At 43.2% G+C, this 25,640-nt stretch carries 18 protein-coding genes, 1 riboswitch and 1 other annotated feature; of the genes, 8 read left to right on the top strand and 10 right to left on the bottom strand.

The window, feature by feature from the left end:
• Positions 1-5: 5 nt before the first annotated feature.
• Positions 6-4,556, bottom strand: coding sequence for a glutamate synthase large subunit (gene gltB, locus J7J00_RS18560; protein WP_214793278.1), 4,551 nt, complete (start codon positions 4,554-4,556; stop codon positions 6-8).
• Positions 4,557-4,689: 133 nt separating this feature from the next.
• Between gltB and gltC the strand changes: the two genes are divergently transcribed.
• The 3 genes from gltC (at position 4,690) to J7J00_RS18545 (ending at position 6,950) form a co-directional block, all read left to right on the top strand.
• On the top strand, positions 4,690-5,592 hold the full coding sequence (gene gltC, locus J7J00_RS18555; protein WP_214793275.1) for a glutamate biosynthesis transcriptional regulator GltC: 903 nt from the start codon (positions 4,690-4,692) through the stop codon (positions 5,590-5,592).
• Positions 5,593-5,726: 134 nt separating this feature from the next.
• Positions 5,727-6,221, top strand: coding sequence for a spore coat protein (locus J7J00_RS18550; RefSeq protein WP_214793272.1), 495 nt, complete (start codon positions 5,727-5,729; stop codon positions 6,219-6,221).
• 129 nt (positions 6,222-6,350) lie between these two features.
• A complete protein-coding gene (locus J7J00_RS18545) occupies positions 6,351-6,950 on the top strand; it encodes a hypothetical protein (protein WP_214793269.1) in 600 nt (199 codons plus the stop codon).
• Positions 6,951-7,569: 619 nt separating this feature from the next.
• Here J7J00_RS18545 and J7J00_RS29055 read toward each other — a convergent pair.
• From J7J00_RS29055 to J7J00_RS18515, 6 genes are all read right to left on the bottom strand, one after another.
• Positions 7,570-7,899 (bottom strand): DUF2712 domain-containing protein, encoded by a 330-nt coding sequence (locus J7J00_RS29055; protein ID WP_483861520.1) that lies wholly within the window; start codon positions 7,897-7,899, stop codon positions 7,570-7,572.
• Between the two features lie 3 nt (positions 7,900-7,902).
• The gene (locus J7J00_RS29050) at positions 7,903-8,133 is read right to left on the bottom strand and encodes a DUF2712 domain-containing protein (RefSeq protein ID WP_214793262.1); all 231 of its coding nucleotides are present in this window, start codon (positions 8,131-8,133) and stop codon (positions 7,903-7,905) included.
• Positions 8,134-8,366: 233 nt separating this feature from the next.
• Positions 8,367-11,534, bottom strand: coding sequence for a S8 family peptidase (locus tag J7J00_RS18530; RefSeq protein ID WP_309487202.1), 3,168 nt, complete (start codon positions 11,532-11,534; stop codon positions 8,367-8,369).
• A 326-nt stretch (positions 11,535-11,860) separates the two neighbouring features.
• Positions 11,861-14,275, bottom strand: a complete 2,415-nt coding sequence (gene leuS, locus J7J00_RS18525; protein ID WP_214793259.1) for a leucine--tRNA ligase — start codon at positions 14,273-14,275, stop codon at positions 11,861-11,863.
• A 53-nt stretch (positions 14,276-14,328) separates the two neighbouring features.
• Positions 14,329-14,560, bottom strand: a binding site (T-box leader).
• Between the two features lie 155 nt (positions 14,561-14,715).
• The gene (locus J7J00_RS18520) at positions 14,716-14,979 is read right to left on the bottom strand and encodes a DUF2524 family protein (RefSeq protein ID WP_214793256.1); all 264 of its coding nucleotides are present in this window, start codon (positions 14,977-14,979) and stop codon (positions 14,716-14,718) included.
• Between the two features lie 95 nt (positions 14,980-15,074).
• Complete coding sequence (locus tag J7J00_RS18515; protein WP_214793253.1) at positions 15,075-15,581, bottom strand: SMI1/KNR4 family protein; 507 nt, start codon at positions 15,579-15,581, stop codon at positions 15,075-15,077.
• Positions 15,582-15,749: 168 nt separating this feature from the next.
• On the opposite strand from J7J00_RS18515, the gene mnmL reads away from it, so the two are divergent.
• The 3 genes from mnmL (at position 15,750) to J7J00_RS18500 (ending at position 17,812) form a co-directional block, all read left to right on the top strand.
• The gene (gene mnmL / locus J7J00_RS18510) at positions 15,750-16,709 is read left to right on the top strand and encodes a tRNA modification radical SAM protein MnmL/YtqA (RefSeq protein ID WP_214793250.1); all 960 of its coding nucleotides are present in this window, start codon (positions 15,750-15,752) and stop codon (positions 16,707-16,709) included.
• The gene (mnmM, locus tag J7J00_RS18505; RefSeq protein WP_214793247.1) at positions 16,706-17,278 is read left to right on the top strand and encodes a tRNA 5-(aminomethyl)-2-thiouridylate-methyltransferase MnmM; all 573 of its coding nucleotides are present in this window, start codon (positions 16,706-16,708) and stop codon (positions 17,276-17,278) included. The genes mnmL and mnmM overlap by 4 nt, the downstream gene beginning before the upstream one ends.
• 138 nt (positions 17,279-17,416) lie before the next feature.
• Complete coding sequence (locus tag J7J00_RS18500; RefSeq protein WP_214793245.1) at positions 17,417-17,812, top strand: hypothetical protein; 396 nt, start codon at positions 17,417-17,419, stop codon at positions 17,810-17,812.
• A 70-nt stretch (positions 17,813-17,882) separates the two neighbouring features.
• On the opposite strand, the gene J7J00_RS18495 is transcribed toward J7J00_RS18500, so the two are convergent.
• On the bottom strand, positions 17,883-18,686 hold the full coding sequence (locus J7J00_RS18495) for an alpha/beta hydrolase (RefSeq protein WP_214793242.1): 804 nt from the start codon (positions 18,684-18,686) through the stop codon (positions 17,883-17,885).
• Between the two features lie 210 nt (positions 18,687-18,896).
• On the opposite strand from J7J00_RS18495, the gene J7J00_RS18490 reads away from it, so the two are divergent.
• The gene (locus tag J7J00_RS18490) at positions 18,897-19,415 is read left to right on the top strand and encodes a gamma carbonic anhydrase (RefSeq protein WP_063234974.1); all 519 of its coding nucleotides are present in this window, start codon (positions 18,897-18,899) and stop codon (positions 19,413-19,415) included.
• An 838-nt stretch (positions 19,416-20,253) separates the two neighbouring features.
• Here J7J00_RS18490 and metK read toward each other — a convergent pair.
• Positions 20,254-21,447 (bottom strand): methionine adenosyltransferase, encoded by a 1,194-nt coding sequence (metK, locus tag J7J00_RS18485; RefSeq protein ID WP_214793239.1) that lies wholly within the window; start codon positions 21,445-21,447, stop codon positions 20,254-20,256.
• A 162-nt stretch (positions 21,448-21,609) separates the two neighbouring features.
• A riboswitch (SAM riboswitch) is annotated at positions 21,610-21,771 on the bottom strand.
• Between the two features lie 417 nt (positions 21,772-22,188).
• On the opposite strand from metK, the gene pckA reads away from it, so the two are divergent.
• Positions 22,189-23,775, top strand: a complete 1,587-nt coding sequence (gene pckA / locus J7J00_RS18480) for a phosphoenolpyruvate carboxykinase (ATP) (protein ID WP_214793236.1) — start codon at positions 22,189-22,191, stop codon at positions 23,773-23,775.
• A gap of 530 nt (positions 23,776-24,305) precedes the next feature.
• On the opposite strand, the gene J7J00_RS18475 is transcribed toward pckA, so the two are convergent.
• Positions 24,306-25,607 (bottom strand): nucleotide sugar dehydrogenase, encoded by a 1,302-nt coding sequence (locus J7J00_RS18475; protein ID WP_214793233.1) that lies wholly within the window; start codon positions 25,605-25,607, stop codon positions 24,306-24,308.
• Between the last annotated feature and the right edge of the window lie 33 nt (positions 25,608-25,640).

The raw sequence follows: 25,640 nt of genomic DNA, 5'->3' as shown, positions 1-25,640 counted from the left end.
CTTCCTTACTGCATCACAGCTTGTTTAGTGATTTTTTTATCTTGAACGGCATTTGCTTGAAATGCACTCATGATCGCTTCTTCATCCGTTAGCCCTGCACGCTTCTGCTCATTGATGCTTTTGATCATCCGTTTGTAATCTTTCGGAATGACTTTTACGAATTTCTTAGCGAAATCCGCCCAGTTCTCCAGTACATACGATGCTTTGGCACTCTCTGTATAATGAACGTGGCTGTAAAGCATTTCTTTTACCTCGTTTGCATCATCCATATCATCAAGCGTCTCGAATTCTATCATTTCACCATTGCATAATGCCTTGAATTCTTCTCCATCATCAGCAAGTACATAAGCGATGCCGCCTGACATGCCTGCCGCAAAGTTTTTCCCGACGTCGCCCAGAATGACCACGCGTCCGCCTGTCATATACTCACAGCCATGGTCTCCAATTCCTTCAACGACGACGTTGACTCCACTGTTCCGTACTGCAAATCGTTCTCCCGCACGGCCATTAATGTAGGCCTCGCCGCTTGTTCCGCCGTATAAGGCGATATTTCCGGCAATTACATTGTCCCCAGCCTCAATCTGATTGCCAGCAGGTGCCGTGACAATGATCTTTCCGCCAGATAAGCCTTTCCCAACATAGTCATTGACATCACCTGTCAAATACATCGACATCCCTTTAGGAATGAACGCACCGAAGCTCTGGCCCGCCGATCCCGTAAAACGAAGTGTGATCGTATCTTCAGGCAACCCTTCTTCTCCATAGCGTTTGGATACTTCACTGCCGACAATCGTTCCGACCACACGGTTCACGTTTGTAATCGGGAAGCTGACATCCACCTGGGTTTGATCATTCAAAGCAGGCTCCACAACCGGTAAAATCTCACGGATATCCAGGGATTCATCAATTTTATGATTTTGAGGAAGTTGATACGTGCGTATCCCCTCCGGTTGGAAAAGAAGTGTCGTCAAGTCAAGATGCTTCGCTTTCCAATGGTTTTGTGCCCGCTCGCTCACTTGTAAAACATCAGTGCGGCCAACCATTTCTTCCAGTGTTCTAAATCCAAGCTCAGCCATCGTTTCCCGCACTTCCTCAGCGATGAAGCGCATGAAATTCACGACATGATCCGGATCTCCTGTGAATTTGCTGCGAAGCTCAGGGTTTTGAGTAGCTACCCCGACTGGGCATGTATCCAAATGGCAAGCACGCATCATGACACAGCCAAGAACCACAAGCGGCGCTGTAGCAAAGCCGAATTCTTCTGCTCCAAGGATAGCCGCCATGACCACATCGCGTCCCGTCATTAGCTTTCCATCCGTTTCAAGGACTACACGGCTGCGCAGGCCATTCAGCATCAATGTTTGGTGTGCTTCGGCAAGGCCCAGCTCCCAAGGAAGACCTGTGTGTTTGATACTCGTTTTTGGTGATGCACCCGTACCTCCATCATACCCGCTGATAACGATGACATCTGCGGCCCCTTTGGCCACACCGGCTGCAATCGTGCCTACGCCTGCTTTTGACACAAGCTTGACGCTGATCCTGGCATCACGGTTCGCATTTTTCAAATCATGGATCAGCTGTGCCAGATCTTCAATCGAATAGATATCATGATGCGGAGGCGGTGAAATCAAGCCGACACCTGGTGTGGAACCACGGACCTCTGCGACCCAAGGATATACTTTGTTCCCTGGCAGCTGGCCGCCTTCACCCGGCTTTGCACCTTGCGCCATTTTGATTTGAAGTTCATCTGCATTAACAAGGTAATGGCTTTTCACTCCAAAACGTCCGGATGCAATTTGTTTAATTCCGCTGCGGCGGTCATCGCCGTTTTCATCCAGTTGGTAACGGCTAGGATGCTCCCCGCCTTCACCGCTATTGCTTTTTCCGCCTAAACGGTTCATCGCAATCGCTAATGTTTCATGTGCTTCCTGACTCAATGAACCGAATGACATCGCGCCCGTTTTGAATCGGCTGACGATGGATTCCACGGATTCCACTTCATCTATAGAAATGCTTTGGCGTTTTTGATCGAACGAGAATAAATTCCTTAAAAACCCGAGTCTCTCTTCATTCGCCAAGTTTGAATATTGCTTAAATAAATTATAGTCGCCTTTCCGGCAGGCCCATTGCAGTGTATGGATGGTTTTAGGATTGAAAGCATGATGTTCCCCTGTTTTTCTCCATTGAAAATCACTTCCGCTTTCAAGAGTTTGGTCAAGTGAATCGACTGCAGCTTTCCTATGGCGAATCAACGCTTCATCTGCGATCGTTTCCAAATCGATCCCGCTAAGCTGCGATGCCGTACCGCTGAAATAGCGTTCGATCACTTCAGCACCGATTCCGACCGCTTCGAAAATTTGTGCACCGCGATAACTTTGAATCGTTGAAATCCCCATTTTGGACATCACTTTTACGATGCCTTCTGTCAACGAGCGTACATATTTCCTTACCGTTTCTTCGTAGCTGATGGCCAAACTGCCTTCCAATACCGCCTGCTTATATGTTTCATAAGCAAGGTACGGGTAAATCGCATCCACTCCATACCCGATCAGGGACGCATAATGATGGACTTCCCTTGCTTCCCCCGATTCAACGATAATGCTCACTTTTGTACGGTTCCCATGACGGATCAGCTCTTGATGAAGGGCACTCGCAGCCAACAGGGAAGGAATCGCAGCTTTTTCTTTGCTCATATCCTTGTCAGATAATATCAAAAGGCTGACACCATCAGCTATCGCTTGTTCCGCTTCACGGCAGATGCGATCGAGTTCACTCTCTAAATCTTCTGAAAATAAAGTGTGAATGACTTTGCTCCTGAATTCGGGATGGGCATTTTCTTTCAACTGCTGCATTTGACCTGGAGTCAAAACAGGTGAATCCAATTGAATGCGGCGGCTGTTCGTTTCATCCGGTTTCAACAAATCTCCTTCCGCACCCAGAAATGTCATCGTTGACGTGACGATCTGTTCACGAAGCGAATCGATTGGCGGGTTGGTTACCTGTGCAAAGGATTGCTTGAAATAATTGAATAGCGATTGCGGGCGATCTGATAAGACCGCTAATGGAATGTCATTCCCCATGCTGCCCAGCGGATCTTTGCCTTCGTTAATGACCGGCAGCAAATATTTTTGGACATCTTCATACGTGTATCCGAACGCTTTTTGCCTGAATAACAAATCACTCACTGGCTCCCCTTCGAGCACAGGTTCTTCGTCACTTAATTGAACAAGCTGTTCGTCCAGCCATTGCTGGTACGGATTTTCCTGAGCCATTTCCGATTTGATCTCTTCATCGGAAACAATACGGCCTTCCTCTAAATCTATTAAAAGCATTCTGCCTGGGCTTAAACGATCTTTATATAATACATTCTCCGGCTCCACATCGATCACGCCGACTTCGGATGAGAAAATGATGTAATCATCTTTTGTCACATAATACCTTGCCGGCCTTAAACCATTTCGATCAAGGATGGCACCGATTTGCTTGCCATTCGTAAAGGATATGGCCGTCGGACCATCCCATGGCTCCATGAGCATGCTATGATATTCGTAAAATGCCTTCTTTTCCTTCGTCATATGCGGATTCTCCGTCCATGGTTCAGGAATGAGCATCATCGCCGCATGTGCCGGTTTACGCCCGGCAAGCACGAAGAATTCAAGTGCATTATCAAGAATCGAGGAATCACTGCCGTCTATATCCAGAATAGGCAGGACCTTTTGCAGGTCATCCCCGAATGCTTCCGATACAAACTGCTGCTCACGCGCTTTCATCCAATTCACATTACCTCTAAGCGTATTGATTTCGCCATTATGGATCAGATAACGGTTTGGATGTGCCCGTTCCCAACTAGGAAAAGTATTCGTGCTGAAGCGGGAATGCACTAAAGCGAAAGCCGAAACGAAAGACTCTTGTTGAAGGTCAAGATAAAAAGCATCCACCTGCTCTGGCGTCAATAATCCTTTGTATACGATCGTAGCACTTGAAAGGCTGGCAAAATAAAAACGATTGCCGCGTTCACGAGCCCAGTTTTCAGCTTGTTTTCTGATAATGAACAATTTACGCTCAAAAGCTATATCATCTGTCATCCCAACGCTTGCCCCGATGAATACTTGGCGGATCGTCGGACATGTCTCCTTGCCGACCTCCCCGATTTTCGTTGCATCAACAGGAACCGTTCTCCAGCCTAATAGCGTTTGGCCCTCTTCTTCGATAAATGCATTCAAACGAGTCTCGATTTCATTCCGTTCAACATCATTGTTAGAGAAAAAGAGCATGCCTACACCATAGCGTCCTTTTGCCGGCAAGTTCATTTCCGGGCATGCCAGCCTGAAATATTCATCAGGAATCTGCACCATTAATCCTGCGCCATCTCCTGTAAGGGGATCGCTGCCTTGTCCGCCGCGATGATCTAATTGGCACAGCATATTCAGTCCTTGTTTGACGATGTCATGTGTAGCAAGCCCTTTTAAATGAGCGTATAAACCGATCCCACATGCATCATGTTCAAATTCAGGATGGTAGAGCCCTTGTGCTTTTGGTATTTGATTGTATGTCATATTAATCGCCCCCATCGTATTCTTACACCGTTATGTCACTTACATTTATTCTAGGTTTTCAAATCGATATAAACAATATATAATTCTAGTAGAATCTATCTCACTTTGAGATGAATGCCAGGAGGATGAATAAATGGAACTACGACAATTACGTTATTTTGTTGAAGTCGCTGAGAGAGAACACGTCTCTGAAGCCGCAGAGCACCTGCATATTGCGCAATCAGCAATCAGCCGGCAAATATCCAGACTGGAAGATGAGCTCGGCGTTTTGTTGTTCGAGAAAATCGGCCGGAATATCCAATTAACCCCAATTGGGAAAATTTTCTTGATTCATGCAAAAACGGCGATACAGGCGATAGAATATGCCAAATATCAAATTGATGAGTTTTTGGACCCTGAACACGGAAGCATTAAAATCGGGTTCCCGACCAGCCTTTCCACCCATTTACTTCCTACCGTCATTTCCGCTTTTAAAGATGAGCAGCCGAATATCGGCTTCCATTTAAGACAGGGATCTTATTCCTCTTTAAAGGAAGCTGTCAAAAATCGCGAAATCGGATTAGCCTTCCTTGGACCTATCCCGACAAACGATCCAGATATCGAAGGTCATATCCTGTTCACGGAAAACATTTCCGCTTTACTGCCTATAACGCACCCATTGGCCGAAAGGAAAAGTCTGCGTCTAAGTGACTTGCGAAATGATCCCTTCGTCTTATTTCCAAAAGGATACATCTTTCACACTATCGCTCTCGATGCATGCAAAGCAGCCGGTTTCGCACCGAACATCGCCTCGGAAGGTGAAGACATGGATTCCATAAAAGGGCTCGTATCTGCCGGAATCGGAGTCAGTCTGCTCCCTGACAGTACCTTTTATGAAGTCATTCCTAGACTGACTGTTAAAATCCCGATCGATACTCCCGAAGTCAAACGGACTGTCGGCATCATCACTCCCAAAAACAGGGACTTGGCACCATCAGAAAAACTTTTTTACCAATTTGCCAAAAAGTTCTTCTCTGTTCTCGAGCAATATCAATAAAACATGGCGATCCTTCTAAACTGTGAATGTAAAGGTAGATGGGACAACCTTTTCCATAAACAATTTCACTAGACACCTTACCTATAGCCCACTGAACGAATAACGTATCAATTATTCGTTCAGGAGGAATTTACATGAAACCCACCCATTCACATCTTGCTTGGCATGAAATACTCGAGCTTCATGAATTGGTCGCCGCCCAGTCCAATGCTCTTATGAAATTTAAAAAAGCTTATCCGAAAATAAAAGACCCCATTTTAAAAACGATATATAGGCAAACGATTGATTCCCTTACCCAAAACATCATGGAGCTGCTGCAATTTTACCTATTGACGCCTAAGACGGGCCGGGATGACGATGTAACAAGGGATGACGCATCGGCCGTTGCTGCCGGGGAATTGCTTGGATTTGCCAAATCATCCATCAAAAATTATGCTGGTGCCATTACTGAAACAGCCACCCCTTCCCTTCGAAAAGTATTCAAGAAACATTTATATGGAGCCATCGATACCCATGCCAAGATATTCCACTACCTTTATGAACGAAACCTCTATCCTGCATACGACTTGAACCAATTGCTTCAAGATGACGTCGATGATGCCAATAAAGCTCTTTCACAACCATTCTAAATGCAACAAAAAGGCAAGCATATCGATTGCTTGCCTTTTTGCCGCGTTCCGATTCCGTTTTTCAATATAATGTTATAATATATAAGAATTGGTTTTAATTAGGTAAATAGTATTCAAGAGGTGAAAATCATGAAAAAGATCTTTTTATCCATCATCCTATCCCTGATCTCATTTTCGTTAGTCGCCTGTAAGGCTAATGAGCCAAAATCCGGGAATAACCTTTCAGTTCCTGAGTTGACGGCAAGGGAAAAAGCCATCCTGGAGAATTCAAGTGAACATTCCTTTCTTATCGATTTCAATGTTGATGATACATACGAGGAGATGTCCGTCTGGGTCGAAAAATATGAATTTGGCAAACTTGTCGAACCTCAAATGGGACGCATGACAACTGCCGTCAAAGATAATGGGACAATCATCTTTACAACTTCCAAAACGGTTGCTGATCAAAATCAATCGATGTTCAACATCAGCATTCAAAACGACGATGGTACGGATACAGCTACTTATCCTGAAACCATTGATGAAATGGAGTCCAGCGTATGGGGCAGTGCTGGCAAACTCAAAATAAACAGCACAAACAAGCTTGCATTGGTGAGTATTTGTTTTTCAAACGGAAATGAAGGCATACGTTCACTTTCCACTGACTTTTATGGTGATAGTGATGGCCATATGGACGAGTTGAAGAAATACGATGTCGTCTATCTCCTGAGAAGTGAATTCACTAAATGAGCTGACAAATGAAGGGGCAAGTTAAATCGAACTTGCCCCTTCATTATTTTTTTCATTCTGCCCTACTAGAGAAAAACTCATGCTTTAAGGGCAATTCAAGATCGAAGTAGGGGAATTGGCTGATCCAAAAGCAATTGAGAGTCCGCCAATAGCTGACTCCTATAAATACACATCATCTTATTATTCTTATCTATATTAGTGAATTTTTTTTAAGTCTTTCACTTCTAAATTAATACCAGCTACTTTATCTTTGATACATTAGTTAAAAACGGTCATTTAATGTTTGTCACAATTAATCCAACATCCATAAAAAGGGGGTTGAAGGAAAAGGCATTTGGGTGTAATCTTTAAAAATAAAAAAACGGAAAGAAGATATTTAATTGAAGAAAATCATCCTCCTCTTCGCAGCAGTAGTCATTGCGAGCTCTCTCGGACATCAAATAAACGGCGGATATTTGGACCCTCGAAAATCCCGCCATAGGTATATACATTTAAAATAAGGAATCCGCCAAACTAATACTAGTAAGCTTAATGCCGCCATTCTTTTATTTAGAGTCAAGAATGATTCCCCCATTATCCATCTTTATATATTTTATCCGCTAACATTTCCAAATCCTGTTTATGATGACTTGTCAAAATGATGAGTGCCCCGCGTTCTTTTTCCTCTTTCAAAGATTTGATAGACTTGAATGACACCTTCTTCATCGATTGCATTTGTTGGTTTATCCAAATACTGTCCAGGTAATATTCTCCCTGTCTCCTCATCCCTATATCCTTTTACGGAATAGCTGCTAGAGCTATAATTATTATTTTCTGCCGTTAATCTTACCTCAGTGGCATTAGCACCCGAATGGCCTTTAATATAATAATTACGCCCACTATTTAAACCGCCGCTACCAGCTTTAACTTTCACTGAAGGAGATACATTCGTTCCATTACTCTTCTTCAGCCATTAAGTCGTATAGGTATTAGTTCCTTCTTCTGATTTATACATTCTCACTTTCCATGTATTCCGCTTCGTAGTCGTCTGGCGATACTTTGTACCTGTATATTTGTTGCCTTGCTCTTTCTTACTATTAAAGGAATATCCCGAATTCTCATTCCCAGCCTCAACCGAAAGCGTTCCTAACCCAATTGAGCAAGCTAAAATAGTACCTAATGCTATTACTCTTCCTTTTTTCATTATATTTCCTCCTGAAATTTATTATTGAACAAATTAATGATATAAGAACGGCGAGTACGTGAAGTTTCAGAATTAAAACGCGAAACTCCAGATCTGAAATCATGGGAGTGACAATGCACAGATGTATACTCTTAAACAAAGCATGGCAAAAACACCGCTCATCATCGAGCGGTGTTTTCATTCGTTTTCTCACAAAAAAGCCGTTTAACATGTAAGTTAAACGGCCTTCAATGCTATTTAGATTTTTTAACGGTTACTTTTGTTGTTTTTCCTGTATTGCCCACTTTGTCTTTTGCTGAGACGTATAATGCGGACCCTGCTTTTTTCTTGCTGATTTTGATGGAGAAGTTCCCCTTACTATCAGCTTTTGCCGTTCCGATGTTTTTATTGCTGTACTTCACGGTTACGGTTGAACCGATTTCCGCTTTACCAGTTACTTTTGTTGCTTTGTCGTTTACTTCATTCACTTTCGGTGCACCTGGAGCGGTTTTATCTTTAACCGTTACTTTTGCTGCTTTTCCTGTATTGCCCGCTTTGTCTTTTGCTGAGACGTATAATGCGGATCCTGCTTTTTTCTTGCTGATTTTAATGGAGAAGTTCCCTTTACTATCAGCTTTTGCCGTTCCGATGTTTTTATTGCTGTACTTTACGGTTACGCTTGAACCGATTTCCGCTTTACCAGTTACTGAAGTAGCTTTATCGCTTACTTCATTCACTTTCGGTGCATCTGGGGCTGTTTTATCGAGAACAGTCACGGTTGCCGCCTTGCTTTCACGTTTTGCTAAGTCTGTAGCTGTGACTGAAAGTTTAGTGCCGGCCTTCTGCTTGCTGATTTTCACTTTGAAATTCCCTTTGCTGTCCGTGTTACCTGAACCAATCACTTTTTTTGCGCTATTTTTGATCGAGATTTTCATGTCCGCTTGTGATTGACCCGTTACATACGTATCTTTGTCACTTACAGCTTTAACAGTTGGTTTGTTAGGGGTTGCACCCTTATTCACGAATACTTTGATTGAAGATACTGCTAGTTTGGAAGAATCAGAGATATTCACAGTAAGCTGCTGCGCAGCTTTTTGGACCGGAATAGTAACGGTGAACGTTCCGTTAGCTGCCGCCGTTCCTTTACCGAGCGTTTTGTTTCCGCTTTTCACTTCGATTACTGAACCTTTTTTAGCTGAACCAGTCAGTTTTGTTTGCGTATCCATCACAAGATTGACTTTAGCTTGTAAATCCACGGCACTAAGAGCACTGTACGCATTAAGCCTTCCATATCCAGATACTAAATCTTTTCCGACAGGCAGTTCTTCTTCCGGGATTATGATTTCTCCATCTTCTGGTTGATAGTCCTCATAAGGGTCTACATTATCTTCTTCTTCAAAAGCGACATATTCCGATGTCTCATGAAGGATTTCCCTTACTTCATTCACTTTCAACCCAGGGTTTCCGGATAATAACAGAGCTGTAGCTGCCACAACATGGGGAGTTGCCATTGATGTACCATCCATGTAGGTAACATTCCCATTAGGCACAATGCTCGGGATGCCTGTCCCTGGAGCGACCATGTCCAATTTCGATCCATAATTGGAATAATCGGATACTAAATCAAGGGCATTGGTTGCACCGACGGATATGGCGTATTTAGATGATGCAGGATAAGAAAGACCATCCATCCCATCATTACCGCTTGCTACAACAACCATTACATTCTTGGCAGCTGCATGTTTCAAGGCATATTCAATCGTCCTGCTATATTCTCCGCCCAAGCTAAGGTTTATGACCTTTGCACCATGATCCACGGCATATTTAATGCCTAGTGCAATTTTCTCATTGTCTCCATATCCTGAAGAGTCCAAGACCTTCACAGGCATGATTTTAGCTACTGGATTGATTCCTTCCATGGAATATCCATTATCCGCTTTGGCAGCGATGATGCCGGATACATGTGTACCATGACCATTGTCATCGATTGCTTTTTCTTTCTTATCGATGAAGTTCTTACCTGACTCCATTTTAACGACACCCTGTAGATCTGCAAGTGAATCATCGACACCTGTGTCGATAACCGCTACCAATGTATCTTTTAAATTACGTTTCTTAATTAGGTTCTGCAGTTTTTCGTTATCGATGTCCGCTCCCTTTATGCCTTCTTCCCCACCGGCATTATCTAAAGACCATTGATACGGTGATTGAATGTCGGCAGAAAATGCTTTGTACGTTTTTACCGGTTCGATATATTCCACTTCTGGAAGTTTTTCGATACCTGATAGTGCTGCTGTGCTCATTTTAGCTTGATTCTTTAACTCTACTACATACATATCATCATACAGAACCTCTTGTTGCTTAGGTGCCGATAATGTTCCATATCCTTTTCCACTTATCTTGGATTGGACAGCGCTTAATGACTTCCCTGGTTTAAGTTTGACGATATATTTGTTCTTTACATTTTTCGAAGCTGGAAGTTCGATTCCCGCTTTGCTTGCGATGTCGACGATTCTTTCACCTGCAAGCTTATCAAGATTGATTTTCTTTGCAATGGCTTCCATATCCTTTTTCAATCCGGCTGGAGCGACGTCAGTCGACTTTTTGAATAAGGCCTTAATCGCTTCTTGTTGCTTGTTGCTAATGACTGCCGTACTGCTTGCTCCATTTTCATTAAGATCCTCAATAAGAGGCTTAACCTCGACTAAGTGATTATAAACGGCTTCCCTTGCCGTTTTATTCCCGGCAAGATGAAGAGCCAGGAATGGCGAAGCTTTATAGTATAAAGAGGAAAGGGTGCGTCCCTCAGGCGACTTCGTGAGAACCTCATCTCTAAACACGCGGAGTGTTTTCAACATGGATTCTCCCGTTTTCTTATCGTTTACACTCACTTCAACCGGGCATGATTCGAGATCCTCCCCTTCGTCCCCGGCAGATGGCGGCAATGTTACTGAATGCGCATTGATGGAGTATTCAGCTACATTTTCCGCATCCGGGATCGGATTTCCCTCATCATCCGTATCGCCGAAATATTCAACTTTAACATAATATGTGCCTTCCCAAGCATATGGGAAATCGACTACGGCTTTTTCATCAGGATAAGAAGAGACAATATAATTGCTCTCATCTTTTTCTGCTTTTTCTTTATCTTGATATACGGAGATATTCAAGATTTTGTCCGAATTGACTTCGAACTCAATATGGGAGAACTTTTGTATTTCTTCTGTTGTGGGACTGATTTGATACCATTGAACATCCGGCTTATCAAACTTTCCGTCCAGAGTGTCCCCATTTTTGATCGTTTTTACATTTTCAATGGGTGTTGCAGGTGCAGCTTGAGAATTTAGCGGAATCATCAAGCTGAAAATCAGTGCAAAAATTAGTACACACGCCGTAATTCGACTCACATTCTTAAATTTCACGGTTTCCCCTCCAATAATTGGTTAAAAAATAACAGTACTATACCAAACTATCACACTGTAAAATTTTATCAACCAATTTTTTCCCTTTTTTATGTCAAATGCTTGATTTATTTGTCCAACAAGCCGAAAAATGATTCACATGTACCAATTAAGCAAGATATTTGTTTTCCGATGGTCATCTCATGACGATAGTCGTTGCCAATATTCGATAGATTCAAATCGGTGAAAATCCTAACATGACCTATTTCCTATGGCCGGCCAATGACTGCAAAAAAAAAGCTGCCCCAGCAGTAAAAATATGCGGGACAGCTTGCAATCATTTTTATTTAGTTTGCGACGATATTGACTAATTTGCCTGGCACAGCAATCACTTTACGAATGGTTTTCCCATCGATTTGTTCTTTGATGGAATCATCACCCATCGCGATTTCTTCCAGTTTTTCTTTCGTAGTGTCAGTCGGCACCATTAATTTCGCTTTGACTTTTCCGTTGATTTGGATGACGATTTCGACTTCGTTATCCACTAACTTCGCTTCGTCGAAAGCCGGCCATGTTCCGTACGTGATGCTTTCGGAATGGCCAAGTTTAGACCAAATTTCCTCGGCGATGTGCGGTGCAACTGGTGCAAGCAGCTTTACGAAGCCTTCGATATATACTTTAGGAAGCGAATCCGCTTTATAAGCATCATTGATGAATACCATCAATTGTGAAATCGCCGTATTGAACTTCAATTCCTCATAGTTCTCGGTCACTTTTTTAACCGTTTGATGATAGACTTTTTCGAGCCTGCCCGTGTCATCCGTCTCTGTCATCTTATCTGTGATCGTACCGTCATCGTTGACCAATAAACGCCAGATCCGGTCAAGGAATCTGCGAGAACCGTCCAATCCGTTTGTGGACCAGGCAATCGAAGCATCCAATGGCCCCATGAACATTTCGTACATCCGAAGTGTATCGGCACCATGGCTTTCAACGATATCATCCGGGTTCACGACATTCCCTTTGGATTTACTCATTTTTTCATTATTCTCGCCAAGGATCATTCCCTGGTTGAATAGGTTTTGGAATGGTTCCTTCGTTGGCACGACACCGATATCGTACAGGAATTTATGCCAGAAACGAGCGTAAAGCAAGTGAAGCACCGCATGCTCGGCGCCGCCGATATAAATGTCGACCGGCATCCATTCTTTTAATTTTTCAGGATCTGCAAGTGCTTCCTTGTTGTCCGGGTCGATATAACGCAGGAAGTACCAGCTGCTGCCTGCCCACTGTGGCATCGTGTTTGTCTCACGGCGCCCTTTTCGTCCGTTTTCATCCGTTACGTTCACCCATTCCGTAATGTTTGCAAGTGGTGATTCGCCTGTACCTGAAGGCTTGATGTCTGTCGCTCTCGGTAAAATCAATGGAAGTTCTTCTTCCTTCACTGCAGACATCGTGCCGTCTTCCCAATGGATGATTGGAATCGGTTCACCCCAGTAACGCTGACGGCTGAATAACCAGTCGCGAAGACGGTATGTTATTTTCTTCGTACCGATTTCTTTTTCTTCCAGCCATTTGATCATGGTTGAAATGCCTTCTTCTTTATTCAATCCATCAAGGAATTCCGAATTCACATGAAGTCCATCGCCTGTATATGCTTCACTTGTCACGTCTCCGCCAGCTACGACTTCCTTGATCGGCAAGTCGAACTTGACTGCAAATTCATAATCACGCTCATCATGGGCAGGAACGGCCATGATTGCTCCTGTTCCGTAGCTGATCAACACGTAATCAGCAATCCAGATCGGCATTTTTTCGCCGTTTACCGGATTAATGGCATAAGCCCCCGTAAACACGCCTGATTTATCCTTTGCCAAGTCTGTTCTTTCCAGGTCGCTTTTATGTTTCACTTCATCTAAATATGCGTCAACTGCTTTCCTTTGATCAGCCGTCGTAATTTTATCGACAAATGGATGTTCAGGTGCCAATACGGCATATGTTGCACCGAATAACGTATCCGGACGAGTCGTGAACACCGTGAATGTTTCATCAAAGCCATCGATATTGAATGTAACCTCCGCTCCCTCGGAACGGCCAATCCAGTTACGCTGCATATCCTTGATGTTTTCCGGCCAATCCACATCATTCAGATCGTCGATTAAGCGGTCCGCATACGCCGTGATACGAAGCATCCACTGTTTCATCGGACGGCGCTCGACCGGATGGCCCCCACGCTCACTTTTCCCATCGATGACTTCTTCGTTAGCCAATACCGTGCCAAGTGCCGGACACCAGTTAACGGCCACTTCATCAATATATGCAAGGCCCTTTTCATATAATTTCAAGAAGATCCATTGCGTCCATTTGTAATAGTCGGGATCTGTCGTGTTTATTTCGCGATCCCAGTCATAAGAAAAACCAAGGGCTTTGATTTGGCGGCGGAACGTGTTGATGTTGTGCTCCGTGAATTCAGCCGGATCATTTCCCGTATCGATCGCATATTGCTCTGCAGGAAGTCCAAAAGCGTCCCAGCCGATCGGGTGCAATACATTATACCCCTGCGCCCGTTTCATCCGTGCCAGGATATCGCTTGCCGTATAACCTTCCGGGTGCCCTACATGAAGACCGGCCCCTGAAGGATACGGGAACATATCCAGGGCGTAAAATTTGCGTTTGCCGCTTTCTTCACCCGTTTTGAATGTCTTATTGCCTTCCCAATACTTTTGCCATTTCGTTTCTATGCTTCTATGGTCAAAACTCATATGATTTCCTCCTAATTTCCGTATAAAAAACAATAAAAAACCCCTCATCCCAAAATAGGGACGAGAGGATTATGTATATCTTCCCGCGGTACCACCCACATTGGCGATAGCTAAAATCCGCCCAGCTTAAAATATCCGTAACATGGATTGAAACGCCAGGCATTACTTTTCACCTTCACACCCGGGACTCCAAGGCGAGTTCACGACCATCCCAGGTTGACTTGCACCACCCGTCAACTCTCTTTACTGGTTTATACCGCTACTATTCCTCATCATAGTCTTTATGAGAATATTGCATTTTATTTCATTCTAGTCAATTTCACCGATAATTGCAATAGCCGTACATAAACATTATCGACAGGTTTTTCATTATATATGCGAATTCAAGAAAAATTGTGCAAAAAAAGGGAGCTATTCATTCATAGCTCCCTTGCTTCCCTTTAATGTCGCAGTAAAACCATTTCATTCCTCAATTGATTCATCTGCTGCTTCATCCGCGAAAGCATTTCCCGTTGCTGGTCATTCGAACTGGCATACAATCGTTCCATATCCGTTAAAGCCTCTTCGATATACCTTTGCGAATTTTGAAATTGTTCATCATCATAATGCTCCTGCCGTGAGGCTTCGTTAAATTCAAACTCTGCAAAATGGAGAGCCCCTTCACATTGCTCTAAAAAATGATCGACGGATTGTCTGGTTGCCATTTCAAACCCTCTCCTTCGCGTCTCATTTGGATGATTCGGAATCATCTTGTCTAGTTTGAGCAAATAACGGTTGGATTATCATTTTTTTTGTGCAATCAACCTTTATCCCAAAACTTCTCACCGTGATGGGAAATGAACTGCTCGATCCATTCGGCAAAGCCCATATGGAGTTTCTCGCCTTCTTCAAAATCATCGATATGGCCTTTTACCATTAAATACTCCTTATCGCCTTTAGCGACGGCTTCCCCATCGATGACGATATTATCTTGATAAATGCAGGCCACTTTATAGCATCCCTCGTAGGAATTTTCATATGTGTAATTAATAATATCATCCAGACTGTATAAATCATTTTCCCCACCCAATTCCACATTATCGAACAGACGGCATCCATTGGTTATTTTTAAAAACTCCTTATAATCCTCGGGCAGAAGCAGTCCGGTTTTCTTTTCAAAGGAATGAATTTGTTCATCCGAAGCAGGTGAATTGAAGGTGCAAGTGGCTTTGTATATGAACCCATCTTCATTTACTTCGATCACCTGATTATTTTCGGCTAATTTCTTTTTCATTTGATTAATCGCTTCTTCAACTTGACCGGTCATGTCCATCAGCTCCCGATTGGATATAGTCATTCAAAGATATACTGGAAATAGCAGCAAAATGTTTAGCCCTCAAGTATACAGTATACGCTTATTTTTCAAAAAAAGACCTAGCTTCGAGAATGTTGTATAATATATGTTGCGCTTTATTTTATTTAGGAGGTTGCTGATTTGAATCAAGCAAACCCGTTTATATATGCAACGGATAACAAACGATATCATACATGGAATTACCACCTGAGGGAACATTTTGGACATAAGGTCTTTAAAGTTGCCCTGGATGGCGGTTTTGACTGTCCGAACCGTGATGGCACCGTCGCACATGGCGGCTGTACCTTCTGCAGTGCCTCAGGCTCTGGTGACTTTGCGGGCAACAGGGTTGAACCCCTCGACGTCCAGTTTAAGAAGATCAGCGAACGGATGCATCATAAATGGAAAGATGGAAAATATATGGCCTATTTCCAAGCGTTCACGAATACGCATGCACCCGTGGCAGAGCTTCGCGAGAAATATGAAAGTGTATTGACCCAGGAAGGTGTCGTCGGACTCTCGATCGCGACACGCCCGGATTGCCTTCCAGATGATGTAGTCGAGTATTTAGCGGAATTGAACGAACGCACCTACCTTTGGGTGGAGCTTGGTCTCCAGACGGTTCATGAAAAGACCGCAACGATGATCAACCGTGCCCATGACTTCGATTGCTACAAAGAAGGCATCGATAAACTGCGCAAACACGGCATCCGCATATGCTCCCATATCATCAATGGCCTTCCTCAGGAAGATTACGGCATGATGATGGAAACAGCCCGTGAAGTTGCCAAACTAGATGTGCAGGGGATAAAAATCCATTTACTTCATCTATTAAAAGGAACACCGATGGTCAAACAATATGAAAAAGGCCTGCTCGAGTTTCTTGACCGTGACGATTATGTCAGCCTGGTATGTGACCAGCTCGAAATAATCCCTCCAGAAATGATCGTTCATCGCATTACGGGTGACGGTCCGATCGATTTGATGATCGGTCCAATGTGGAGCGTCAATAAATGGGATGTCTTGACTGCCATTGACGCCGAATTGAAACGCCGCAACAGCTGGCAGGGAAAGAATCATCACACGGAGGTACAATCATGAAGCTTGATCGAATTTTGTCATTCGCCAGGATTCTGCTGGAAAAAGCGGTCCGCCCCGGGGATATAACCATAGATGGCACGATGGGCAACGGTTTTGATACGGCCTTTCTTGCAGGGCTTACAGGTGTAAACGGACATGTCTATAGTTTTGATATTCAGAAAGAAGCGATCCAAACCACAGCGTCGAAACTGAACGCGGAGAATTTACAAGAGCGCTGCACACTCATTCACGATGGGCATGAACATTTAAGCAAATACATCAGGAAAGAACATTCCGGAAAGATCACAGGTGCCATTTTCAACCTAGGCTACCTTCCTGGCGGAGACAAATCAATCATCACCCAAGCCGATACGACGATATCAGCCATTGAACAGCTGTTCGAACTGCTGGCGCCTGAAGGCATCATCATCCTTGTCATTTACCATGGTCATCCGGGGGGATCGGAAGAACGGGATGCATTGATGGATTATGTAGAGAACTTCCCTCAACAGAAAGCCCATATCCTGAAATACGGGTTCATCAACCAAGCAAACAATCCGCCATTCATTGTCGCGATTGAAAAGAGATGAATGACTTTTGACACCGTTCAATACGAACGGTGTTTTTTCAATCCCAACTCGTAGGCAGCAGAATTACCAATCATAACTTTTTGAATTTTTCGTCTATAATGATTATAATGATAGAAAATAGATAAGAGGGTGCAGAAAATGGAACATTTGCCTACTTCAATACTGACGGATATACTGACTGAAAAAATCAAAAGGGATTCAAGTGAGCAATACGGGAATTTTGTCAGCTCGCTTAACTCGTTGACAGAAAAACAAAAAACCATGGAGGACCTCAAACAATTCGATCATCATTTTGATAAGTTCCTGCCACAGCTCGATTTAATGATTTCCACCCAAAACCATGAAGCGGTCATGAATATGAAAGCGACGCTTTTGGACCTATTCGCCAATGACTTGACCTTCAAATCCATTTATCTTCTATCGACCGCATTATCCAATAAAAAAGAACTTACACATTTAAACCAATTTATGTATCCGGTTACTTTCTGGGCACCGGTCATCAAATCAAACGAAATGCTTAAAAACGCAGGCTGAACCAAATAAAAAAAAGCTGCCGAGATCTAACTTCGGCAGCTTTTTCATTTATCGTGACAGTATGTACTGATCAAACGACATACCCTAATATCTTTAAACGGTTTTCAACAAAACTCAGCGCATATTGAAATACATCATCACGCTCTGGTTCATTGAAGATTTCATGATAAAGCTTCGGCCATTCCTTATATTGCTTTTCACTGGCCAAGTTATAATTAAACCACTCACGAACCGCCTTCTTATTCACGATTCGGTCATCTCCGCCCTGCATGACCAAAAGCGGCACATCCTGAAATTCAGGAATCTCTTCAAAAGCATCCTTCATGGCCTGTGCAAGCTCCCGATACCAGCGAATCGAAACCTTTGTGATATATAATGTATCGTTTCTATCGGATTCACGAACTTCCGCACTTCTCGTCGCCATTTCAGGTGTCAATCCGGAATCTACCCTGAACATAGGCGTCACGATGTTCAAACCATGCGAGATGGTTGTAAGGAACTTCGGCGGCTTCGTCACGAGGCCCAAGCATGGAGAAGAAAGAATCACCCCTGCAATGTCCCATTCCTCTTCCTGAAGAAGGCGTATCGAAATCAAACCGCCCATGCTATGTCCAAGTAAAAAGACAGGCAACGAATATTCGTAAGCCTCTTCTATCCAGCTTTTCACTTCGTCCAAATACTCATCAAAGGAATCGATATGTCCCCGGTAGGCGCGAGTTGTCATACCCTGCCCAGGAAGGTCGCCCATGACGACATGGTATCCAGCTGAAAGCCACATTTGTGTTACCCACTTATAACGTCCGTGATGTTCCATTGCCCCATGAATGATGACAATGACGCCCTTTGCGTCTCCTTCTGTCTCCCATTTCCACATTCGAAATCCCCCTTTCACTTTTCTCTTGATGTATACGATCCATGATAGTCAAAATAATATATATAAATTATAACCATATTCGTGATTTTCGACAAAAAAGAAATCTAACAAGTTGTACATTGCTATTATAAATAGCCAAGTGTATTTGCATACGGTATATTAAAATAATACATAAAAACATTCACTTCGGAAAGGAAATGATTGAAAATGATTATTTATCCGTATAAAGGCAAAGAACCTGAAATTGCTGAAAGCGCTTATATTGCTGAAAATGCTGTCGTGACAGGTGACGTCAAAATCGGCGACGAAACATCCATTTGGTTCAATTCCGTCATTCGCGGTGATGTATCCCCAACCATCATCGGGAAAAAAGTCAGTATACAGGATAACAGCGTCCTGCACCAAAGCCCAAATAATCCATTGATCATCGAGGATGAAGTAACCATTGGCCATCAGGTCATTTTACATAGCTGTAAAATCCGCAAAGGAGCTTTGATTGGCATGGGATCGATCGTACTAGATGAAGCCGAAATCGGCGAAGGGGCCTTCATCGGTGCCGGCAGTCTCGTTCCCCAAGGTAAAGTCATACCACCGAACATGTTGGCATTCGGACGTCCAGCTAAAGTCATTCGCGAAATCAACGAAGAAGATCGCCAGGATATGGAACGCATCGTTCGCGAATATGCCGAAAAAGGCCAATACTATAAAACGGCGGAACGAATAAAGTAAATTGACTGAAAGTTACGAGTATTGTACTGAAACTCACGAGTAATTGCTACAAATTCACGAGTAAATGGCTCTAATTCACGAGTAAAATGCTCTTACTCACGAGTAAAGCTACAAACTCACGAGTAAACCGCTCTGACTCACGAGTATTGCTCTAAATTTACAAGTAATTGCTCTTACTCACGAGTAAATGCTACTAACTCACGAATAAACCGCTCTTACTCACGAGTATTGCTCTAAATTTACAAGTAAACCCTCTAACCCACGAGTAAACTACTCTTACTCACTAGTAAACTGCTCTTACTCACGAGTAAATGCTACTAACTCACGAGTAAACTACTCTAATTCACGAGTAAACCGCTCTTACTCACGAGTAAACCGCTCTTACTCACGAATAAACCGCTCTTACTCACGAATAAACCGCTCTTACTCACGAATAAACCGCTCTTACTTCACGAGTAAATGGCTCTGACTCACGAGTATTGCTCTAAATTCACAAGTAATTGCTCTAACTCTCGAGTAAACTGCTCTAATTCACGAGTAAATGCTACTAACTCACGAGTAAACCCTCTAACTCACGAGTAAATTGCTCTGACTCACGAGTAAACCCTCTAACTCACGAGTAAATGCTAAAAAATCACGAGTAAATGCTACTAACTCACGAGTAAACCGCTCTTACTCACGAGTATTTGACCCAAACAAACTTGTAAGCGCCCCTTACTCACGGAGTATTGCACGTAAGATGAATTTCTTTGGGATTTCTTGAATTATTCCCGCTGAAGGCAAAATCAATCCATAAAAAAGGTGCCCCGCTAATTGCGGGACACCTTTTTTATATGGATTACGCTTGTGCTTTTAATGTTTCTGCTTTGTCCGTGCGTTCCCATGGAAGATCAACATCTGTACGGCCAAAGTGTCCGTATGCAGCTGTTTGTTTGTAGATCGGGCGACGAAGGTCAAGCATTTTGATGATACCTGCTGGACGAAGGTCGAAGTTAGCGCGAACTAGGTCAACAAGGACTTCTTCGCTAACTGTACCAGTTCCGAACGTATCAATTGAGATAGATACTGGCTCTGCCACACCAATTGCGTATGCCAATTGAACTTCCGCTTTGTCGGCAAGGCCGGCTGCCACGATGTTTTTCGCAACATAACGAGCAGCGTATGCAGCAGAACGGTCAACTTTAGTAGCATCCTTACCAGAGAATGCACCGCCGCCGTGACGAGCGTATCCGCCGTAAGTATCAACGATGATTTTACGTCCAGTAAGACCAGCATCCCCTTGAGGTCCGCCAATTACGAAACGGCCAGTCGGGTTGATGAAGTACTTAGTATCGGCATCGATCAATTCAGCTGGAACGACTGCTTTGATTACATGTTCTTTTAGATCGGCTTGAATTTGTTCAAGCGTAATTTCTGCATCATGTTGTGTAGAGATAACGATCGTATCTACACGTACAGGAACGTTATTTCCATCATATTCCACAGTTACCTGTGTTTTACCATCAGGGCGTAAGTAAGCAAGAGTTTCATCTTTACGAACTTGAGCTAAGCGGAATGAAAGTTTATGCGCCAATGAAATCGGAAGCGGCATAAGCTCTTCTGTTTCATTACAAGCAAATCCGAACATAAGACCTTGGTCCCCTGCACCGATTGCATCGATTTCTTCCTCTGACATGTTTCCTTCACGAGCTTCCAATGCTTTATCGACACCAGCTGCGATATCGGCAGACTGCTCATCAATGGAACTTAACACGGCACAAGTTTCAGCATCGAAACCGTATTTCGCACGTGTGTAGCCAATTCCTTTAATCGTATCACGAACGATACGCGGAATATCCACGTAAGCGGACGTTGTAATTTCACCAGCAACAAGTACAAGACCTGTAGTTACACTAGTTTCACACGCAACACGTGCATTTGCATCCTTAGCTAGGATAGCATCTAAAATGGAATCTGAAATCTGGTCACAAATTTTGTCCGGATGGCCCTCTGTAACAGATTCAGAAGTAAATAGACGTTTCTTTGACATCATATTTCCTCCTTGGAAGTTAGTATGTTGCAGGCAAAAGCCTGATTTTTACGGAACTCGTTTCCCTCATTAGTTTCAACTATAGACACAGAATCACTTAAAAAAACACAAAAACCTTCCCTGGCAAATGAGGAAAGGTTTAACATTCTATCTTCTATCCTTTCACTCTTATCGTTCAAGGGTTTTTACCTTGCTCAGGTTAGCACCATCACCACTATTCCTTGAAGACCTTCGCTTTATTTTCGGCGATCGATCTTGGAGTCAAGTTCAATATGGCAGGTTGCTGGGTTTCAAAGGGCCTGTCCCTCCACCAACTCGGGATAAGAGAATCCGTACAATTTAAGATATTATCGTATCTGGCTGGAACTTGTCAATGCTTTTCTAAAAAGAACATTTCCACCCAGAATGGCGTTCATTTGAAAAAACATGTTGATACAACGTCCTAGAAGGGTTTACAATGCAAAATACGAATAGAAATGTTGTAATTTGCCATTAATAATAATCTAAACAGCATCCGAAAAGAAACGACAACCTGACTTTTATTGCTTACTTACTTCCTATTAAAATAAAATTTTCTTCAAAAAAGTTTATGCGATTATCCTGAATCGGTTCCTGCCGGATTAAAATGATTAACATAACCAACTGAAAATAATCACAAATTAAAAGAAATAGTATAGACTAATTAAATGAATGTGTTATACTAATTGTAATCTAAAAACTTAAACAAAGGAAGGTATCTCATATATGAATTCTGTAGACGTTTCTAATGAGTTACACCAATTATTAACAGGAAACAATGTGCAAACTCAACTTTCAGTTCCTCAATTGGTCGAAAAAGTATTAAGCAGAAATGAAGGCGTTCTAACATCAACCGGTGCGGTAAAAGCTGAAACTGGCAAATATACAGGTCGTTCACCTAAAGATAAATATATCGTTGAAGAAGCATCAGTTAAAGATAAAGTCGATTGGGGTTCAGTGAACCGGCCAATTTCCGAAGATGTGTTCAATAAACTATATAATAAAGTAGTTGACTACCTAAAAGCAAAAGAAGAGATTTTTGTTTTTAAAGGTTTCGCTGGTGCAGATGAATCATCACGTCTTCCTATCCGTGTTGTTAATGAATATGCTTGGCATAACCTTTTCGCCCATACTTTGTTCATCCGTCCAAACGAAGAGGAACTGAGAGGTCACGAAGCTGAATTCACAATCCTTTCTGCACCTAACTTCAAAGCAGACCCGGAAGTTGATGGAACTACATCCGAAACTTTCATCATCGTTTCATTTGAACGCCGTACCATCCTGATCGGCGGAACGGAATATGCAGGAGAAATGAAAAAATCGATCTTCTCGATCATGAACTACTTACTTCCAGAGGCTGGAATCCTTCCAATGCATTGCTCTGCTAACGTAGGACGTGAAGGGGACGTCGCTTTATTCTTCGGACTGTCCGGTACAGGCAAAACGACTTTGTCTGCAGACACTAGCCGTAAACTGATTGGCGATGACGAGCATGGCTGGTCTTCTAACGGCGTATTCAACATCGAAGGCGGCTGCTATGCTAAAACGATCAACCTTTCACGTGAAAAAGAACCACAAATTTTCGATGCAATCCGTTTCGGTGCCGTACTGGAAAATGTTGTTGTTGATCCGGATACACGTGAAGCGAACTATGATGACAGTTCATTGACTGAAAACACTCGTGCTGCTTACCAAATGCAAGCGATCGATAACATCGTGAACCCAAGTATTGCAGGACACCCAAATACAATCATTTTCTTGACCGCTGATGCTTCAGGCGTTCTGCCTCCAATCAGCAAGCTTTCCAAAGAACAGGCAATGTTCCACTTCCTAAGCGGATACACTAGTAAATTGGCTGGTACTGAAAGAGGCGTAACTTCACCGGAAGCTACATTCTCCACTTGCTTCGGTTCACCATTCTTACCGCTTCCAGCTACACGCTATGCTGAGATGCTTGGTGATAAAATTGACGAGCACAATGCAAAGGTATACCTTGTCAATACTGGATGGACTGGCGGTGCATACGGAACTGGAAGCCGTATGAAACTTGCTTACACTCGTGCAATGGTACAAGCTGCACTTGAAGGTGAATTAGCGAACATCGAAACGATCAAAGATGATATCTTCGGTTTGGATATCCCGCTTCATGTTCCTGGTGTTCCTGATGAAGTGCTTCAACCAATCAAGACTTGGGCAGATCCTGCAGCTTATAAAGAAGCAGCAACAGACCTTGCCGCTCAATTCCGTGCAAACTTCAAGAAATTCAAAAGCGTTCCAAGTGAAATCGAGAAACTTGGCGGACCGACAGCTTAATAAATTTTACACAAAAGGACCAAGCTCTTGCTTGGTCCTTTCTGTTTGTCGACAAGAAATGTCTCTGCTCGAACATTGATTTTAAAAAAAGAGTATGTTTTCCTTCATGGTTTTAAGCCAAGTAGGGCGAAAAATGGCGTCTACAGTCGAACATAGTGCTGGGCAGGATGTAAAACGGCATCTACCGTCGATTAATGCCGTATATGGCGAAAATACGGCGTCTGCGGTCGAATAATACCGTATATGGCGAAAGGCGGCGTCTGCCGTCGATTAATGCCGTATATGGCGAAAGACGGCGTCTGCGGTCGAATTACGGGCTTGCCGAGACCCCGCCAGATGCCCGCGGCGAGAGGCTTTTGCAGACGGACCGTCTCGGCGGAAAGGAAGCTGAATTCTGAAACCAACTGGCACGTTTCTACAGTCTGAAAGGACCAAGCTCTTGCATGGTCCTTTTCTTCATTGGAAAAAGGGCACTGTCATAGTCAGCGCCCCCTTTATCCTTATTCCATTAACGATGTTTGTCCAAGTTTTTAGATGATCGCTTTATTCCTGGCTTTTTTCATGGAAATCGTTTTGTATTGATATATATTGCCCAGGTTGGCCACCGGGACCTCTGTTTTAGTTGCATCAATGCAATTGCGTGTATCCAATATCATTTTATTGCTCATGAGATTCGATAGCTTATCATAATCCATCTGTTTAAATTCATCATGGTCAGTCAGGACAAGTATCAAGTCGGCATCATTTACAGCGTCTTCCACAGATACGACTGGCATCTTTCCGGATTGGACATGAGGGTCATGCAGGGCTACATCCATATTGTCCATCCCCATCAAGATATTGACGACATCAATGGCGGGACTTTCACGAATATCATCTACATTTCCCTTGTATGCAAGACCGAAAACAGCTACTTTTGGCTTCCGGATCCCCTCTAGCATCATCCTTACGGAATTAACGATGTAATAAGGCATCGATACGTTGGTATCACGGGCCAATTTAATGATTCTCGCATACTCTGGTGCCTTTGCAACGACGAAATACGGATCGACCGCTAAACAATGGCCGCCAACTCCAGGTCCTGGTTGGTGAATATTGACACGAGGGTGTTTGTTTGCCATCGATATGACATCCAAAACATTGATATCCAGCTCGAAACAGATTTTCGTGAGCTCATTCGCAAGGGCGATATTGACATCCCTGAAGGTGTTTTCCATCAGTTTGGACATTTCAGCCGTTTTCGCATCCGTCTGAATGATCTCCCCTTGAACGAAGGTTTTATAAACAAGACTTCCTTTATATGAGCATGTTTCCGTGATGCCCCCTACGATACGGTTATTATGAACCAACTCTTCAAGAATCCTTCCAGGTAAAACACGTTCCGGACAATGAACGAGGAAAATGTCTTTTCCGATGGTAAGGCCCGTCCTCTCGATCATCGGTTTAATATGATCATCCATACTTCTCGGCGCTATCGTGGATTCGACAATGATGACATTCCCTTTTTTGATAAAAGGAAGAATGTTGGAGGTTGCATCCATGACATGAGTTAAATCACAAGATTGGTGTATGTCCTTTTTATTTGGTGTAGGCACCGCGATAATGAAAACATCCGCATGTTCCGGGCTTAACGCAGCTCGAAACTTATTGGAAGCAAGCACTTCTTGCAATACCTCTTCCAAACCTGGTTCTTCAATATGGAGCCTGCCGCTATTCAAATTGGAAATAATCTCAGGATGGATATCCACGCCGACAACATCGACACCGTGTTTCGCAAACATTAAAGAAGTTGGAAGTCCTATATAACCAAGTCCGATTGTACAAAGTTTCATATAAACCACTCCTATCTATTTTTCTGCTACACT

The sequence above is a fragment of the Bacillus sp. ISL-4 genome (assembly GCF_018613275.1).
Classification (GTDB): Bacteria; Bacillota; Bacilli; order Bacillales; family DSM-1321; genus Peribacillus; species Peribacillus simplex_E.
The sequence above is the reverse complement of the archived record's forward strand: the minus strand, read 5'-3'. Positions and strand labels throughout refer to the sequence as shown.